General features: G+C 48.9%; 14 protein-coding genes and 1 tRNA gene. 3 read left to right on the top strand and 12 right to left on the bottom strand.

Features of this window, described 5'->3' with window-relative positions:
- Window positions 1-4: 4 nt before the first annotated feature.
- On the bottom strand, window positions 5-1,450 hold the full coding sequence (locus ACYSNS_RS10230; RefSeq protein WP_461723069.1) for an MATE family efflux transporter: 1,446 nt from the start codon (window positions 1,448-1,450) through the stop codon (window positions 5-7).
- Window positions 1,451-2,076: 626 nt separating this feature from the next.
- Between ACYSNS_RS10230 and ACYSNS_RS10225 the strand changes: the two genes are divergently transcribed.
- Window positions 2,077-3,477, top strand: coding sequence for a DHA2 family efflux MFS transporter permease subunit (locus tag ACYSNS_RS10225; protein ID WP_461723052.1), 1,401 nt, complete (start codon window positions 2,077-2,079; stop codon window positions 3,475-3,477).
- Window positions 3,478-3,498: 21 nt separating this feature from the next.
- Here the strand turns inward: ACYSNS_RS10225 and ACYSNS_RS10220 are convergent, their stop codons facing one another.
- The 3 genes from ACYSNS_RS10220 to rplU form a co-directional block, all read right to left on the bottom strand.
- On the bottom strand, window positions 3,499-4,095 hold the full coding sequence (locus ACYSNS_RS10220; RefSeq protein ID WP_461723051.1) for a GNAT family N-acetyltransferase: 597 nt from the start codon (window positions 4,093-4,095) through the stop codon (window positions 3,499-3,501).
- Window positions 4,096-4,218: 123 nt separating this feature from the next.
- On the bottom strand, window positions 4,219-4,488 hold the full coding sequence (rpmA, locus tag ACYSNS_RS10215) for a 50S ribosomal protein L27 (RefSeq protein WP_461723050.1): 270 nt from the start codon (window positions 4,486-4,488) through the stop codon (window positions 4,219-4,221).
- Window positions 4,489-4,510: 22 nt separating this feature from the next.
- Window positions 4,511-4,975, bottom strand: coding sequence for a 50S ribosomal protein L21 (gene rplU / locus ACYSNS_RS10210; protein WP_461723049.1), 465 nt, complete (start codon window positions 4,973-4,975; stop codon window positions 4,511-4,513).
- A gap of 303 nt (window positions 4,976-5,278) precedes the next feature.
- Here rplU and ACYSNS_RS10205 point away from each other — a divergent pair.
- Window positions 5,279-5,368 (top strand) — tRNA-Ser (locus ACYSNS_RS10205).
- Between the two features lie 57 nt (window positions 5,369-5,425).
- Here the strand turns inward: ACYSNS_RS10205 and ACYSNS_RS10200 are convergent.
- The 5 genes from ACYSNS_RS10200 to ACYSNS_RS10180 all read right to left on the bottom strand — a co-directional run bounded on the left by ACYSNS_RS10200 (window position 5,426) and on the right by ACYSNS_RS10180 (window position 10,066).
- Complete coding sequence (locus tag ACYSNS_RS10200) at window positions 5,426-5,872, bottom strand: DpnI domain-containing protein (RefSeq protein ID WP_461723048.1); 447 nt, start codon at window positions 5,870-5,872, stop codon at window positions 5,426-5,428.
- Between the two features lie 150 nt (window positions 5,873-6,022).
- Window positions 6,023-6,625 carry an isochorismatase family protein gene (locus ACYSNS_RS10195; RefSeq protein ID WP_461723047.1) on the bottom strand — a complete coding sequence of 201 codons (603 nt, stop codon included), beginning with the start codon at window positions 6,623-6,625 and terminating at the stop codon, window positions 6,023-6,025.
- Between the two features lie 94 nt (window positions 6,626-6,719).
- Window positions 6,720-7,691 carry a GlxA family transcriptional regulator gene (locus ACYSNS_RS10190; RefSeq protein WP_461723046.1) on the bottom strand — a complete coding sequence of 324 codons (972 nt, stop codon included), beginning with the start codon at window positions 7,689-7,691 and terminating at the stop codon, window positions 6,720-6,722.
- A 217-nt stretch (window positions 7,692-7,908) separates the two neighbouring features.
- Window positions 7,909-8,901: a DAPG hydrolase family protein gene (locus ACYSNS_RS10185; protein ID WP_461723045.1), complete on the bottom strand. Its 993-nt coding sequence runs from the start codon at window positions 8,899-8,901 to the stop codon at window positions 7,909-7,911.
- Between the two features lie 31 nt (window positions 8,902-8,932).
- Window positions 8,933-10,066 (bottom strand): MFS transporter, encoded by a 1,134-nt coding sequence (locus ACYSNS_RS10180; RefSeq protein ID WP_461723044.1) that lies wholly within the window; start codon window positions 10,064-10,066, stop codon window positions 8,933-8,935.
- 191 nt (window positions 10,067-10,257) lie between these two features.
- Here ACYSNS_RS10180 and ACYSNS_RS10175 point away from each other — a divergent pair, with 191 nt between their 5' ends.
- Window positions 10,258-11,049, top strand: a complete 792-nt coding sequence (locus ACYSNS_RS10175; RefSeq protein ID WP_461723043.1) for an IclR family transcriptional regulator — start codon at window positions 10,258-10,260, stop codon at window positions 11,047-11,049.
- A gap of 20 nt (window positions 11,050-11,069) precedes the next feature.
- Here ACYSNS_RS10175 and ACYSNS_RS10170 read toward each other — a convergent pair whose 3' ends face one another.
- Genes ACYSNS_RS10170 through ptsP form a run of 3 tightly spaced genes read right to left on the bottom strand, consistent with a single transcriptional unit; the run spans window position 11,070 to window position 16,247 of the window.
- Window positions 11,070-12,788, bottom strand: coding sequence for a PTS fructose transporter subunit IIC (locus tag ACYSNS_RS10170; RefSeq protein WP_461723042.1), 1,719 nt, complete (start codon window positions 12,786-12,788; stop codon window positions 11,070-11,072).
- A 25-nt stretch (window positions 12,789-12,813) separates the two neighbouring features.
- A complete protein-coding gene (locus ACYSNS_RS10165) occupies window positions 12,814-13,749 on the bottom strand; it encodes a 1-phosphofructokinase family hexose kinase (protein WP_461723041.1) in 936 nt (311 codons plus the stop codon).
- A complete protein-coding gene (ptsP, locus tag ACYSNS_RS10160) occupies window positions 13,746-16,247 on the bottom strand; it encodes a phosphoenolpyruvate--protein phosphotransferase (RefSeq protein ID WP_461723040.1) in 2,502 nt (833 codons plus the stop codon). The genes ACYSNS_RS10165 and ptsP overlap by 4 nt, the downstream gene beginning before the upstream one ends.
- Window positions 16,248-16,258 lie beyond the last annotated feature (11 nt).

Genomic DNA, 16,258 nt, shown 5'->3' with positions numbered 1-16,258 from the left:
TCCGTCAGGCATTCGGCTTGGTGCGACCTGCGGGTTCGGCACACACTTCCACTTTTTCACGCGCTTCCTCCGTGTCGATGATAGATAACATCTTGATCTTCCTCCATCGACCGGAGCGGTAATAGACCACAGCCATGATAAGCGAAGCAAACGCACCTACCGGAAAACTAATCCATATCGCATCTGCGCCGATATGGCCGTAAAATAGGTAGTAGAAGCCCAGCCGAACGGGATACATCGCCACAAACAAGCAAATGAGCGGCACGAACACCGCACCATTCGCGCGCATCGTGGCATAAACCACCATTGAAATGCCAAAAAACAAGAAGCTCCAGCTGGCCAATAATTGAATATGGCGGGCATAGGTTGCAGCTTCACTTTCGCGCCCCAGAAACAACACCATGACCGCTTTATCGAATACAAGCAGAAGAGCAAGCAAGATAGCAGTCATAACAAAAGTGGTGATGCAGCCTATCTGCGTGATTTTACCGATCCTGTCCCATCTTCCTGCACCAATATTTTGAGCGGCCATAGCGCTTACCGCCGCACCAACCGCCATGGCAGGCATTTGTACATAGGTCCATAATTGCTGCGTCACGTTATAAGCCGCCGTTGTCATCACCCCTTCCCGGTTCACCAAGCCCACCATGACCAATCCTGCTGTGGCCATGACAACCATTTGCAGGCTCATAGGGAAACCTTTTGAAACGATCAGGCGTAAGAGTTTCATAGGCGGAACGACATAAGCCAGTTCATGCCCTTTTAAACGCAGAGGCAAGTCCCTGACATAGATATAGATGATCATCGTCACCAGTGCAGTATAACCCGATACAGCGCTGGCTGCAGCGGAACCTGCAATACCCATTTCGGGAAATGGACCAAGCCCTAAAATCAATAATGGATTAAATACGATATCCAAAACAACGTTGACGCCCATGAAGATAAGGGGCGTAATGGAATCGCCCGAGCCGCGCAGCCCCATCATAACCATGACGATCATCAATGTTGCGGGCATGGCAATGAATATCACCCGCAAATAATCGCGTGCTAGCGGGAAAGCATCCTGTGGTGTTTTGAGGATATGCAAAATCTCAGGAGAAAAGAGCCATCCTCCAATGGCAACAATGAGCGATAAGCAGATACAAAAACCAATTGCAGCCCCAAAAGCTCGCCGCGCATCGTCAACATCATGGCGCCCGAAGCACTGCCCAACCAAAACGGTGGCCGCCATACCAAAACCAAACACCAGCGAGAATAGCAAAAACATAATGATATTGGCATTCGCAGTCGCTGCCAATGCATTTTCGCCGAGAAAACGCCCCACCCAAATGGTGTTGATAGAACCATTGAGGGACTGCAATACGTTCGAAAACAAGGTTGGAATTGCAAAAACGAGAAGCGTTGTTGCGATAGGACCATCCACAAGGTTTTTCCGCGGGGTCATTTGCATTTGCGCCAAGGTAACACTCCTATAATGGCGGTTTCAGATTGCTTCAGTTGCTTTCAAACATCTCACGGTTAACGTTACTCGTCATTGACATCATGTGTGTCCTCTTGGTCAGTACGCAACCCTTAGCATCGCTTTGCAACAACATCACGCTTTTACAAAAAAGTAAAAAACAAGACCGTTTCGTACCACTTTCAAAAAAGCCAAATCCACCCCAACTCTACCCCGGAGCAGAGGTTCGCGGCTTATTTAGAGCACACCAGTTCATCGAATCGTGGAAGCCACCGCCTCACCAACAGAAGAGCTTGTGAAGCGATAAAAACCAAATTCGATTTGACCGCAACCCAATAAAAAACACTTTTGCGTTTTCGCGTAGCCTGGCGTCATTCCGTAACATCTGCAAAGTTTGCAAAACTTGCTTTGGCTATAGATGTAAGGCTATCGGGAAATTTCCAGTATGTCGTCACGAAAACGAGCCACAAGAAAGTGATTTTGCTTTTTTTGAGGGCACTTTAAAACAAGACCACTAAACGAAATATTTTTATCGGTTCGGCTGATGATGGCTGACAGACCGATCCTATGAAAACTGGCGTGCTCTACGAGCAAACCATGTAAGGAGATCTCCGTCAATGCGTATTCTGCCACTGGTTCTTGCGGTCGCGCTGTTTATGGAGAATATGGATTCCAATGTCATTTCAACATCGTTACCAGCAATAGCGGCCGATCTTCACACCAGTCCCATTGCCCTCAAGCTTGCAATGACGTCCTATCTTGTTTCGCTTTCTGTCTTTATTCCCATAAGCGGCTGGATGGCGGATAGGTTCACAGCACGCAATATATTTCGGATTGCAATTTGCATCTTTCTGATCGGTTCACTCTGCTGTGCCGCATCCTTCTCGTTGGAATCTTTCGTTTTTTCACGCTTTTTACAAGGTTTAGGCGGTGCGATGATGACACCTGTCGGCCGTTTGCTTCTGGTAAAATCAACCCCCAAAGAAGAACTGGTTGTGGCCCTTGCTTGGCTTTCCGTTCCTGCTTTGGCGGGGCCGCTTGTCGGACCGCCGATAGGTGGCTTCATCACAACCTATTTTAGCTGGCACTGGATTTTCCTGATCAACATACCCATCGGATTGATAGGATTGGTGTTATCAACCATCTTTCTGCCACGAGATGAGCAGCCGACCTTTAGAAAACTCGATTGGATAGGCTTCGTATTGTCAGGAACCGCGATGTCAGGTTTTATCTTCGGACTATCTGTCATCAGCCTACCCGCATTGCCTGAATGGGTTGGATTTTCCTTGGCTATTATTGGTGTCTTCTGTGCATTCCTTTATGTACGCCATGCCAAAAAAATAATACATCCGCTTTTGGATCTGACCCTCTTTAGGGATCAGGTTTTCGCGCGTTCAATCATCGGCGGCAGCATCTTCCGCTTAGGCATAGGTGCCATTCCGTTCTTGTTGCCCATGATGTTGCAGCTGGCTTTTGGTCTATCCCCTATACAGTCCGGTATGATCACCTTTGTCGGTGCCATCGGATCAATGGGGATGAAATTTGGTGCTAAAGAAGTTTATGCCCGCTTTGGCTTTCGCAAGGTTCTCATGACAGGCTCGGTTATTTCGGCACTATTTACCGCGTCAAATGGCCTGTTTTTTCCCGATACACCCTATTGGATCATTTTGCTGGCCCTTCTTATCGGCGGCTTTCTGCGGTCGTTGTTTTTCTCAGGGGTCAACGCCTTGTCTTTTGCCCATATCGACAAGAGCCAGATGAGCCAGGCCACACCGCTCTCAGCCGTGGCACAACAAGCATCCTTGGCGCTTGGCGTTGCCATTGCTGGCGCTGTTCTTGAAGGATGCACAACGATCCATGGCGGAACTTTGCAGTTGGCCGATTTTCACATTGCATTCTTTGTTATCTCTGCTATCTCGGCATTGGCCTTTTTCAACTTCAGAAAATTACCTGCCGATGCAGGGCATGAATTAAATGCGACAAAACAGAAGATCATCAAAAACCAAAGCCCGGTATGAGTAATACCGGGCTTTTTCTGATTATGCACAAAGGCTATGTTGCCCCAACCATCTTTCTCTTTCTAAAACGAAATGATCGGTAAAAACCAATCCAGAGACTTGTGAATGCCGTTCTCCCGTTCCTAAAAAACGAAAACCCGACTTCAGAATAACACGGCGCGACGCGACATTTGCCGAGAAACACGAGACATAGAGTTCATCGATATCCGAAGCACGAAACGCGGCGTCCACGAGGCAACTGACGACCTCTGTGGCATAACCATTTTTCCAATAAGGCTGGCCAATCCAATAACCGAGCTCCAGCCCATCGCCCTCTTCCCGATCCTTGATGCTGCATGACCCTATGAAAGAGCCGTTTTCGGCAAACGTAATAGCATAGACACAATGGCCCAGCTCGCCAGCAACCGCGCGAAGAATAAATTCCGCTGCATGTTTTCGCGTATAGGGATACGGCATTTTTTGTAGCATTGCGGATACACGGCGGTTATTGGCGAGATCGGCAATGGCGTCCATGTCTTCAACATGCGGCTGTCGTAAAACCAATCTCTCTGTGACCAAAACAGGACAATCTATGGTCCTAGGCCTTCTATCGGTATCCTGTATTGTTTCAGCGCTCATAGCATCCTCCAGAGCAAAATAAAAAAGGGAAAGATGGATGTCCCATCTTTCCCTTTTTAGTTTTGCAGTGAAGCGAATAAACCGGGGTCCAATGGGACGCCGGTTATTTTAAGAGCTCCGGCTTTACTCTGCTGCCTCTGCCATCGGAATCACCGAGACATAAGAACGGTCGTTGGCTTTCGTGCGGAAAGAAACTTTACCGCTGGAAAGCGCGAAGAGTGTATGGTCTTTACCCATGCCGACATTGTCGCCTGGATGCCATTGCGTGCCACGTTGACGAACAATAATATTGCCCGCAATTACAGCTTCACCACCAAATTTCTTAACGCCAAGACGTTTTGATTCTGAATCGCGACCGTTACGCGAGGAACCACCAGCTTTTTTGTGTGCCATAGGTGTTCTCCTTTAATCTCTCTTAGTTGTCTGACTTTTTAGCGGCAGCCTTTTTCGGCGCGGCTTTTTTGTCAGCGGTTTCAGTTTTCTTTGCAGGTGCTGCAGCGTTTTCAGCCTTTGGTGCAGCTTCCTTTTTTTCCACTGGCTTGGATGCGGCTTTTTTAGGCTTTGCACCACCAGTCAGAATTTCAGAAATGCGGATCGTTGTCAGTTCCTGACGATGACCGCGTGTTCGCTTGGAATTTTGGCGACGACGCTTTTTAAATGCAATAACCTTGCGGGCGCGGCCCTGCTCAACAACTTCAGCCGTCACAAGGGCGTCAGCGATAACAGGCGCACCGATGGTTGCGTTTTCGCCTTCGCCGACCATAAGCACTTCATTGAATTCGACGATATCACCGGCATTGCCGAGGACTTTTTCAACTTTAACCAGTTGATTGGCAGCAACACGATACTGTTTGCCACCGGTCTTAATGACTGCGAACATTTTTTGTCCTTTCGTTCGTACCAGCTCTTGTTTCTTTGTCCGCATGTCGCAGTTTGGAAACCGGCTGTCTTTTTGTCAGTCTTGACGGTTAATGATCAATGAGGAAGAATGTCCCCACAAACACGAACACGCGCGGAATACTCCACGCCTGTTAGAAACCTTATGACGATGTTTTATCTTCAAGTCAATAAAAGCTTAGGCAAAAAAACAAAAAAGGGGCTTGTATCCATCGCAATTGACAGTTATTTAGCCGCTGTTGCGCTCAGACATTGGCAATTAAAAATGAATGGGTTCATTTTCTGCGGAGAGGTGGCTGAGTGGTTGAAAGCACCGCACTCGAAATGCGGCATAGGGGCAACTCTATCGGGGGTTCGAATCCCTCCCTCTCCGCCATTTTCCTAGATTGATACAATTCAGAGCTTTTTCAATCAATCCTATCGAAACGCAATATCAGCGCAAACGTATGAAATGATCTGCGATGCATCGGGTATCGTAAACAAATCCCTGCCATCCTGCTCTTTTCGCGTTTTCGGATAAAGGGGTTCGTGGTTTAAACATCTCTTTTGTTTGGACATCTGCTGACAGATAAAAAATTGAATATTGCTTGGTTTCGTTCATCAGAACCAAAAATAGCGGAAAATAGATAGCGGCGGCCATCCGCTCACTTTGGGGGCCCCACGCTGCCCCTAAGATTGTTTTCGGAACGCTATTTATATCTTTCGATCGACTTGTTTTTACCTGCCCCAAATAACCGCAGAAATCACATATAACGTCAGCACATTTAAAATTTGCTGGCAGCCTGACAAGAGTTTTATGACGTTTGCATCTTGGGCACGAACAATATTTGACAACATATTTTTCACCCAACTCACCGAGCGCTTGTTTGTCCGTAGCCATCTATAGTTCCTCCCGTAATATATGCGCCTAAGCGTGCAAACACCGTGCTATCGCAGAACTTGATACCATATGGTTCGAAAAGTAACATGATAGCATGAATCCGCGATGGATTATAACTATGGTTGAATGTCATCATCTGCCAAATATGAACTACAACCGAACTATTTCTTCGGTGTTCATAATAGCACCAAAGGCATCGCCAAGCGTAGCTAGTGAGGCTTTATGAAGAATATCGTAATTGATCGTCTCTTCGTCATTCAAATCGACTGATCGTGTGGCACAGGCATCCGCAGCAACGATAATTTCATAGCCTAAAGGAACGGCTTCACGTGCGGCGGCACTTACGCACATATGGGTCATCAAGCCGCAAATGATCAGTTTGTGTATGCCTGATTGTTTCAATTGCTCGTCAATGTTTGTTGATGCGAAAACGCTCGGCAAATTCTTTTTTACAACCTTATGCTCCGTACGAAGCAGAATATCAGCATGGAACTCCGACATAACACTGTCTTCTGCGAAGGCCGCACTTCCAGCTGGCGCAACATGTTTGATATGAAATACCTTTATTGTCTTCTCATCGGCATACTGGATCAATCTGTTTGCCTGGATTAACGCGGCTAATCCTTCAGGGATTGGTAGCGCCCCATAGAAATATTCTTTTTGAAAATCGATAACAAGCAATGCTGTCTTTTCGGCTTGGATTTCTTGCACATTCATAGCGCCACCAAGTGTGCGAAGTGTTGGATGTTTCATTGTTTTTCTCCAGCTTTTAACTGCGAACATTATTGGAGAAGATTTAATTCTACGCCAGTGGCCTGAAAGACAATATGTGTTGAGATCTGGCCAACTAACATTCCGTCTGCTGCAAATGCTTGTTAAATTGACGGCGATACAATCCCGGCGGAATGGAGAAAACACGGGTGAAATGCTGACGAAACGTTACAGATGATGAAAAGCCACAACATTGTGCTATATCTTCGAGCGAGTTTTTGCTCGTTTCCAAAAGGTTTTGCGCTCTATAAAGCCGCTGGATCAAAAGCCATTGACTGAAACTTGTCCCTGTTTTCGTTCGAAAATGTCTGGTGAAACTCCTCACGCTCATAAACGCATGTTCAGCAAGAATTGTCAGATTAAGTGATTGATCAAGACGGCATAGCGCCCATTCCAATGTTTCGCTTAACCTGTCTCTTTCTATAACGGTTGAAATAGGGCGATCGATATACTGGGACTGGTCACCGGAACGATGCGGCGCAACAACCAACCTACGGGCCAATCTGTTGGCTATATCGGCACCATGATCTTGGCGGATAATGTGCAGGCAACAATCTATCGCTGCGGCCGTACCCGCCGAGGTAATGACATTGCCGTCGGTAACATAAAGCGCTTTATCGTCCAACTTCACATCGGGATAACGTTGGGTAAAATCATCTGCCCACGCCCAATGGGTCGATGCCCGACGGCCAGCAAGTAAACCTGCTTCTGCCAACGCAAATGCGCCGAGACAAAGCCCGACAATACGTTTCCCGTCGACGGCCGCTTTTTGTAGAGCATTGATGAGTGCAGGTGACGGTACCGTTTGTGCATCCATCCATGCGGGTACGATGACTGTGTCGGCATCACTTATCATTTCAAAATTATGTTTTACATAAATATCGAAGTCGGAAAGCGTATTCAGTAAACCCTCTTTTTCTGCACAAACGCTGACCTGATAACGCGGTGCGCCCATCCGAAGCAAATCATCCCCAAATATCGTGCAGGGAACTGAAAGGTGAAATGCGCTCATACCTTCGTAAGCGATGATCGCGATCTTATGAACCATAAATACCTTCCCTACCACCATCTATGCAAACAGATATCCTACATGAAATCTCGTATGTCGGCGATAAGACAATCGGAATTTAAAGAATTCGTCGAGTGGAAGGATTCGCCACCATTGCTATGCTTGAAATGAAGGTTTTTGACCATCTATAGATAAACAGGGATGGCAGACCATCCCTGTTCCTTCGAATAAAAATATTGGTTTGTTGCGTTGAATTCTAGCTACCAAACTCTCTATAGACATCTGGCAAAATACGAGCCAACTGATTGAACTCCGTCATATCATGCACGGACATTTCATAGGCCAGCATTTCCAAAGCTTGCGCATTCATTCCCATCTTATTCATCAATGATGGGGCATCGGCACCACCTTTAAAACGTTTGAATTCTTCATGTGCACCAATCCAATAACGGCTGTAGAGTTCCAAGCCACGGTCCGTATCGCGGGCGAGATGCAGCATCAGCATGAATGTTGTGTCTGGCGCTTCCGCTATTGAAATCGTACCACTGGCACTAGCAGTAAAGCCGGCACGTTTCAATGCTGCCGCATCAAGGCCAAGCTCACCTGGATCGGTGAAATGAATGATAATTTTCAGAGAGTTCGGCCCGATGAATTCGTCGACCGAATTTGGATTATTATAAAGCCGTTGTTCGTAACTTAATGAAGTATCGGCCAAACGCTTCGGATCTTCGACAAAGTTATCAATATGCGCATGTGGAAACCAAATCATGTAGCGTTCTTTTTCTATCGGATGCCACATAAACCACCACTTGAACATTTCCGTGGTGACATTGGGCATCTCTATCCGGCTTTGCGCATAGGCTGCAGGCCCATCAAGCAAACGATAGCCTGCGTCGGGAAAGGTCAATGACGGATCGAGAAGTTTATTGATATCTGCGACTGAAGGCGTCAGCGTTTGTTCCAACGGCATCGGACCATGTTGCAACAGTCGTGCCCATTCCAGCGGCACTTCCAAATTCGGGGTAAAGAATTTCTCATACGCTTTGCCCGCAATTGCCTGCTTGTTGTGGCCAAACTGCCGCTGCATGGAAACGGGACAATAGGTTAGCGGTGTTAAATCTCGCCCTTTGGCAGCACCCACACCAGCAAAGGCTTCGCTGCGCGCTATAGAAGGTGCCGAAAGTGCCGCCGCGCCAGCCAGTGCGGGTATAGTCGTCAGAATAGTTCTACGATTGATATGAGATGTCATAACGAACCTCGATAAATAGAGAAAAAAGGGTTCAATTTGCCTGTCGCTTAAGAGCGATAAAAACAAAAAGAACGGCGGAAAGCCCCGCAAGAGCCGCGGCGAATATAAAAATTACCGCGGTATCGTGAGCAATGAGGGTTGCAAACGAACTAAGAAATTGACCAAGGAAAATAGCAATGGAAAGATAAGCCAGGTTTTGCCCGCGCTGTGCTGTATTGCTTCTTTCAACCATCATGTGGTTGACCAACGGTACCGACAGCCCAAAGCCCATACCAATCAAAGCTGCCCCTAAACCAAAAACGGCAAAAGTACTCCCCATCGAGAACAACAAATAGCCGATGGCATATAATATGAACGCAGCGATTAAAGTCTTATATTCACCGAGAATGTGGGTAAGACGCGGCATGGCCGCAGCAGCTGCGACGGCGACCAACGATACGAATGCCAGGAATGAGCCGGCATCCGCCTCGCCATATCCGAAAATTTGTAAATGTCGCGGCAAAGTAATCACCGTGACAAAAAAAACGATAAGAGAAAGCAATGCGGCAACGTAGATATCGCCGACACGGTTCATTCCGCCAACTTCATCTGGAGGAGTTTGTTGCTGCTGCGCGGCTTGCTTCGACGTATGAGGAATACAAAAGACCGCGAAAACCAATAAGAGCCATGCAATCGAATATAGAAAAAACGGCCAGAACCAGCCGATAACAGCCAAATGCCCACTGATAAAGAGAAAAACCACGCCTCCAAACTCAATAGACATTCCTTGGAGGGCAATCATTTTTAGACGGCTTTTTCCTTCAAAGAATTCAGAAATAAGCCCCGTCCCTGCCGCCATAACCAGCACTGTTGCTCCGCCCAACAGCAAACGGTCGGCAAAAATAAGTATCCCATGAGAAAATATACCGGCTACACCAAGCAAACCGTACAGAAACAAACCTGAAACCATGGCGAGATAACAACCTGCACGGGTAATAAACCGGGCAGCAAAGGGACCGAAAATAACAACACCCAAAGAGGGCAAGGTAATCAGCCAACTCGGATCAACTGTCAGGCCGATTTCACTCGCGATAGATTGAACACCCGGAGCGATTGCTGCGCCCACCATGATTGTCAAACAGGCGGTGGCCAAAAGAGTGATCGTTCCAGCTTTGCTTAAAACCATTTCACCACCTCCAACTTAACCGTTCAACGGTTGCATTAACCGTTTAATGGTCACTTACTCGGTTGTAGGGGACTTGTCAATCGGCTAGAAGACATACACAAGGATGGTTCGCCGATTGAGCAAGCAGCGACAGCTGTCTGGATGATCAAACGGTTCGGGTAAAATACGCTATTGTTGAAAACGAGGTAGCAGTGTCAATACAGAGCAATCACAAGGCAACCGATACGCTGAAAGAAGCTGATGGAAACCAGACCGGCAAACAAGTCATTGCCCGCGCAGCCGCGATCTTGCGGTGTCTGGAACAAAAGCCTGAGGGTTTGAATTTGTCACAAATTGCGCGTTTAGCCAATTTGCCACGCAGCACTGTGCAGCGGCTCGTCACCGCGCTCGAAACCCAACAGCTGGTTGCGATGACACCGCAAGGTGTCAAATTGGGGCCCGCTTTGGCGCGGTTGGCAGCATCGGCGCATATGGATATTATCGCGCTTTCAAGGCCGCATATGGAAATATTAGGGCGGAGCCTGCGCGAAACCGTAGATTTATCGGTTGAACGAGGTGAGCACGCTATATCGGTAGACCAGTATGCCTCCGATCAGGAGCTGAGGGTTGTTTCTGCTGTCGGCGCTGCCTTTCCCCTTCATGCAACTGCGCATGGCAAGGCGCTTCTGTCGCGTTGGACAGATAATGATATCCGTAAAGCCTATCAAGCGTCGATGGAATTTCGCACCAAGAAAACACTATCGCATGTGGATGAACTTTTACGTGAGATTGAAACAGTCAGAGTGACGGGTTTCGCACACGATCTGGAAGAACATGCGGACGGTGTTTGCGGAATCGGCGTTTGGCTGGAAACACCGACCATTGAACGTTATGCAATATCTATCGGCATACCAGCAGTCCGATATGTTAAATTGCGCGATCAGGCGCAACATGCCCTTGCCCGCTGCAAGGCGGGCATTGAAGCAAGTATAGGTCAAAGTTAAAACAAGTCCGATTTTCAATATTACAGCGTTGGCTGCTGTGGTTTACGCAAGATTCCCAAGGCAATCGTCGTTACGATCGTACCGACAACAAGGGCTGCGAAATAGCCGGCATAATTGATAACGGCTCCGGGAATGAATGCCAGGAATATCCCGCCATGCGGTGCGCGGAGTCCTGTTGCCATGCCCATAGCAATGGCGCCAGCGGCAGCTGAACCAACGACCAAAGCCGGTATGACGCGAAACGGATCACGCGCGGCAAAGGGAATCGCCCCTTCGCTAATAAAAGCAAGACCAAGAATGAAAGTAGAAACCTTGCTATTACGTTCTTCAACAGTGAACTTATTGGGAAAAATCCAGCAGGACAAAGCAAGAGCCATTGGCGGGGTCATGCCCGCAATCATGGTTGCAGCGATAGGGCCGTAAATACCCGATGAAATGAGCGCGACCGATGTTGCATAAGCTGCCTTATTGACCGGGCCTCCCATGTCAAGCGCCATCATCCCGCCGATGAGTGCGCCAAGCAGCACGGCATTCGTTCCCTGCAATCCTTTCAACCATTCTGTCAAAAAGTTCAATATGGCAGCGACAGGCGCGCCAACGGCATACATCATCAGCAACCCGGTTATCAACGTGGCAACCAAGGGCAAAATGAGCACCGGCATCAATCCTTGCAGGCTTTTGGGCAAGCGAATAACGCGTATGGCCAAGCGCACCGCATAACCGGCGATAAAGCCGGCGATGATACCTCCGATGAAGCCTGCACCAATATTTTGTGCTAAAAGCCCGCCAATCATGCCGGGTGCAATGCCGGGCCGATCGGCGATGGAATAGGCGATGAAGCCTGCCAATGCTGGCACCATCAAGGCAAAACCGCCTTTGGAACCAATCATAAAAAGCGTATTTGCAAAAGTGCCTTCAGCTGTTGTTACCTCTATTCCGCCCAGCGCAAAGGAGAGCGCGATCAGCAATCCACCGGCCACCACAAATGGCAACATGAAGGAAACACCGGTCATCAGATGCTTATAGACACCGCCAGCTGTTTCACCGGAGCTTTCCGTAGCGTTCTCTTGTGATGAGTTTGCGACTTGAAGTTCCGCTTTTTCGAAAGCTTTTGTAATCAGGGCTTCTGCAGCACTGATTGCCGGTTTCGTTCCGGTGGAGAATACGCGTTTACCCGCAAAACGGGTGCGATCAACTTCACGGTCGGCAGCGATTATGACCAAATCAGCTGCGGCAATCTCATCTGCAGTCAGCGGTGTGCCAGCCCCAACCGAACCTTGTGTTTCGACACGGATATCATAGCCTAAAGCTTTTGCTGCCACACTAAGACCTTCGGCGGCCATGAATGTATGGGCGATACCGGTTGGGCAAGACGTTACAGCAACGATCCGCTTCACGCCATTTTTTGCGGTAGCGGGTTCCGAGATTGAAACGTTGCTTGCAGTGCAACCAGAAAATGCCGCTGCTGGATTGTCAAACAGCACATCAAAGGTCAAACGCTGCAAGGTCCCTTGGAACTGCACAACATGATCGCTCTGCCAATTTTCATCGTTGCTGACCAATAGTAGAAAGTCTTGCTGTGTAGCATCGACGGGAACCCTTGGTTTGGCTTCGGCTTCAACCACCTCGACAATTATCTTCACGTGCGCTGTGTCGGCGGCCTTCAAAAGAACTTCACGGGCAAGATGTGTGTGCACCTCACCGGCATGACCATCAAGCTGAACAATAAAATTCATCATTCCCTCCACATCCAAACACGCTGGATTATGCGACCTGCTGGCAGTTTACTGCCACGGCCAATTTTTCTATCACGTCTTTTTTCGGCAATGCCGGACCATGAAGCCCAAGCTTGCCGACAGCAAAGGCTGTGCCCAATCTGGCGATACGATCCAATGATCCATCTTCACAGAGAGCGGCTGTTATGCCTGCAACCATGGCATCGCCTGCCCCCACAGTACTCTCAATATCATCTGCCTTTAACCAAGCGTGGATGGCCTTTTCCTGCGTAACAAACAGAGCACCATCGGCCCCCATCGACACCACAGCCAGCGATAAACCCCGGCTAATCAGACCACGAGCCAACAAGACAATTTCGGTTTTATCGTTTAGTTTTTTACCGCAATATTGCGAGAGTTCATCAATATTGGGCTTAATCGCGTAAGGCAGGATTGGTGCTTTCAAAACAGCTTGCAAAGCATCACCGCTACAATCAACCATCATCCGCGATTGTCCCGCCATGTCGGCAACGACATCGGCGTAGAATTTCGGCGCCATATTAGGCAACAGGCTGCCAGCCATGACAACCAGCCATTGTGGCCCGCTGAATTGTTGCAAAACACGCATAAGTTGCTGCGATTGCTCGAAGGTCACAGGATTACCGGCAAGATTAATGTCGGTTGTCCCTGCCCCATCCACAATTTTTATGTTGGTTCGCGTAGAACCGTCACGCCGAACAAAACAGTCTTTAACGCCGCGAGCTGAGAAGAGTTGTTCAAAAACTTTCGTATTGTCCTGACCCAAAAAACCCGTAGCGGTGACATCAATGCCGAAATCGGCCAGACAAGCAGCAACATTGATGCCTTTACCACCGACGTCAAATCTCACCGATGACGCGCGATGAACCTCACCTGCGACCAACCGCTGCAACGTTACGGTTTCATCAATTGCCGGATTAACAGTAACCGTTGCCACCTTCATCATCGTGTTTCATCCAAAGCACGAACATCGGACGATGTTTCACAGTCTAATGCCTTTTCAGCCAGATTTTTCATCTCCGCCAGACTATGAGCGCGCAGCCGCGCTTTAACCGCCGATATATCACGCGGTGTCATCGAAAGCTCATTGACGCCAAGACCGGTAAGCAGCATAGCGCCAAACGGATCGCCTGCAATGCCGCCGCAGACCCCGACCCAACGTTTATGGCGTGTAGCACCGGAAACGGTCTGCCGTATCATGCGCAAAACAGCGGGATTGAGGCTGTCAGCCTCCGGTGCAAGATCGGGATTTTGGCGATCGATTGCCATTGTATACTGCGTCAGATCGTTGGTGCCGATGGAAAAGAAATCTACATGGGCGGCCAAAATGTCAGCCATGATCGCTGCGGCTGGCACCTCGATCATGATGCCAAGCTTCAAAACGGGTGCATCAAGATCATGTCTGATTTCTTCCGCCAGATTTTTCAGTTGCAGCACTTCTGAAACCGACATGATCATCGGGAACATAATCCAAGGATTGCCACCTTCTTTTGCTGCACGATAAATCGCACGCAATTGCGGAACGAGAAGGTCTTTGCGACGTAGAAGCAAACGTGCACCACGCACCCCCAGAAAAGGATTATCTTCCTTGGGCAGATGCAAATGCGCAACCTGTTTGTCACCGCCAATATCCAATGCGCGGATAATCAGTGGCTTGCCTTTTAACGCAACGATCATATCGCGGTAGATTTGATATTGCTTGTCTTCGTCAGGCGTTTCATTGCTCTCAAGAAAGAGAAACTCCGTGCGCATCAGTCCAACGCCTTCGCCACCCTGTTCGATCGCAAAAGCCACCTGATCGGCGCGATTGATGTTGGCTGCTATATCAACCTCATGACCATCAGACGTCTTGGCAGGCAAAGCGCGCGCTGCAGCCTGCTCTTCGCGCTCGGCGGCAATACGCTCTATCTGCTTTTTGGCTGCAACAATGTCTTGCTCCGTTGGCTCCAGATAAATTAAACCATTATCACCATCGACAATGACCTGCTTGCCATCCTTTATTTCGAGAATATCCTTTCCCGCTGCAACAACCGCGGGGATGCCTAGCGTCCTTGCCAAAATAGCGGTGTGGGAGGTCGGCCCTCCCAATGCGGTCACCAAGCCCTTGACCTTTTCAGGGTCAAGATTAGCCGTATCCGAGGGTGAAAGGTCGTCTGCGACGATAATGGTATCGTCACCGATACCCTCAAAAGATCCTTTGGCGTAAGCAGGATCGATTTCCGCCAAAACGCGCCCGCCTACGTCACGCAGGTCGATTGCGCGCGCTGCAAGAAGTGGATTATCCATCGCTGAAAGTCGCTTAGCAAGCTGCTCAACCGCTTCATACCATGACCATGCCGCACCGTGCCCGTCTGCCATCAGACGGCAAGCAGCTGCCACAAGATTGTCATCATCAAGAAGGGCAGCTTGCGCCGAGAAAATAGCCGCGTCACTTGCGCCGATGCGCCGTGTTACATCGTCTACGATAGCTTTCATCTTGTGTCGTGTGCGTGAAAGCGCCCCCTCAAGCAGTTCGGCCCCTTGGCTCAGACCTTGTGGCACATCCTGCACCGCAAGATCGCCGGTATTCAGTATGATGATATGGCCGACCGACAGACCCGGGCTGGCCGCGATAGCCGCGTGTCCCTCAACGCCTGATGGTGGCAGCCAGCCATGCACCTTTTTCTGTTTCATGCGTGATTTTTCAGCGGATTCTTTTTCGCTGGCTGAAACCTTTTTGACAGCCGTCAAAGCCTGATCCAACAGCTGCGTCCCATTATCGGCGTCAGTTGAAAAAACAAGTCGGTCACCGCATTTAGCACCCAGTTGCAACAATTCAGCCAGACTTTTCATGTCGGCAACCTGTGTTGCATTGCGAACGCGGATCAACACACCTGCTTTCTTTGCAAACTCAACCCAGATTGAAGCTGGACGCGCATGGAGACCGGAGGGATAATCCAGTGTCCATTCTTGCGCGGTGGATAAATCCTCTTGCGGCTCACCTACAGCCTCAACAGGTCTATCTGACAGAGCCGACAGGATTATGCTTTTATTGTCGGTGACAACCAGTTCTTCCAGCTTTTCAGGATCTGAAAGCAATCTGGTGAGCTTTTTGAGAATATCGATATGGCCATCTGAATTAGCCGCAATTGCAAAGATAAGCCGGGCTTTCTCCCCATTTTTCCAAAGAACGCCGTCGGGCACCTGCACCACTGCCACAGCATCTTTTTTGACAAGGTTACGGTCTTCCACCATGCCATGCGGTATGGCCACACCACTGCCCAACCATGTATTGGCTACATTCTCCCGCTCCAGCATACTTTCGATATAGGCAGGCTCGATAGCCCCCTCACGCACCAGAAGGTCTCCTGCAGCCCTGATTGCTGCTTCCTTTCCGTTGAAATGCGCATTGAGAGCAATAGCATTCCCCGACAATATGGCTGCTTCGTTGGCTTCTACTGTCACGGCATCCTCCC

The organism is Bartonella sp. LJL80, assembly GCF_054871565.1.
This window is presented reverse-complemented; position numbering and strand designations above follow the sequence as displayed.

Coding starts and splice junctions, on each gene's coding strand:
- ACYSNS_RS10230 (WP_461723069.1), bottom strand. CDS start 1,450: ATGCAAATGACCCCGCGGAAAAACCTTGTGGATGGTCCTATCGCAACA.
- ACYSNS_RS10225 (WP_461723052.1), top strand. CDS start 2,077: ATGCGTATTCTGCCACTGGTTCTTGCGGTCGCGCTGTTTATGGAGAAT.
- ACYSNS_RS10220 (WP_461723051.1), bottom strand. CDS start 4,095: ATGAGCGCTGAAACAATACAGGATACCGATAGAAGGCCTAGGACCATA.
- rpmA (WP_461723050.1), bottom strand. CDS start 4,488: ATGGCACACAAAAAAGCTGGTGGTTCCTCGCGTAACGGTCGCGATTCA.
- rplU (WP_461723049.1), bottom strand. CDS start 4,975: ATGTTCGCAGTCATTAAGACCGGTGGCAAACAGTATCGTGTTGCTGCC.
- ACYSNS_RS10200 (WP_461723048.1), bottom strand. CDS start 5,872: ATGGCTACGGACAAACAAGCGCTCGGTGAGTTGGGTGAAAAATATGTT.
- ACYSNS_RS10195 (WP_461723047.1), bottom strand. CDS start 6,625: ATGAAACATCCAACACTTCGCACACTTGGTGGCGCTATGAATGTGCAA.
- ACYSNS_RS10190 (WP_461723046.1), bottom strand. CDS start 7,691: ATGGTTCATAAGATCGCGATCATCGCTTACGAAGGTATGAGCGCATTT.
- ACYSNS_RS10185 (WP_461723045.1), bottom strand. CDS start 8,901: ATGACATCTCATATCAATCGTAGAACTATTCTGACGACTATACCCGCA.
- ACYSNS_RS10180 (WP_461723044.1), bottom strand. CDS start 10,066: ATGGTTTTAAGCAAAGCTGGAACGATCACTCTTTTGGCCACCGCCTGT.
- ACYSNS_RS10170 (WP_461723042.1), bottom strand. CDS start 12,788: ATGATGAATTTTATTGTTCAGCTTGATGGTCATGCCGGTGAGGTGCAC.
- ACYSNS_RS10165 (WP_461723041.1), bottom strand. CDS start 13,749: ATGATGAAGGTGGCAACGGTTACTGTTAATCCGGCAATTGATGAAACC.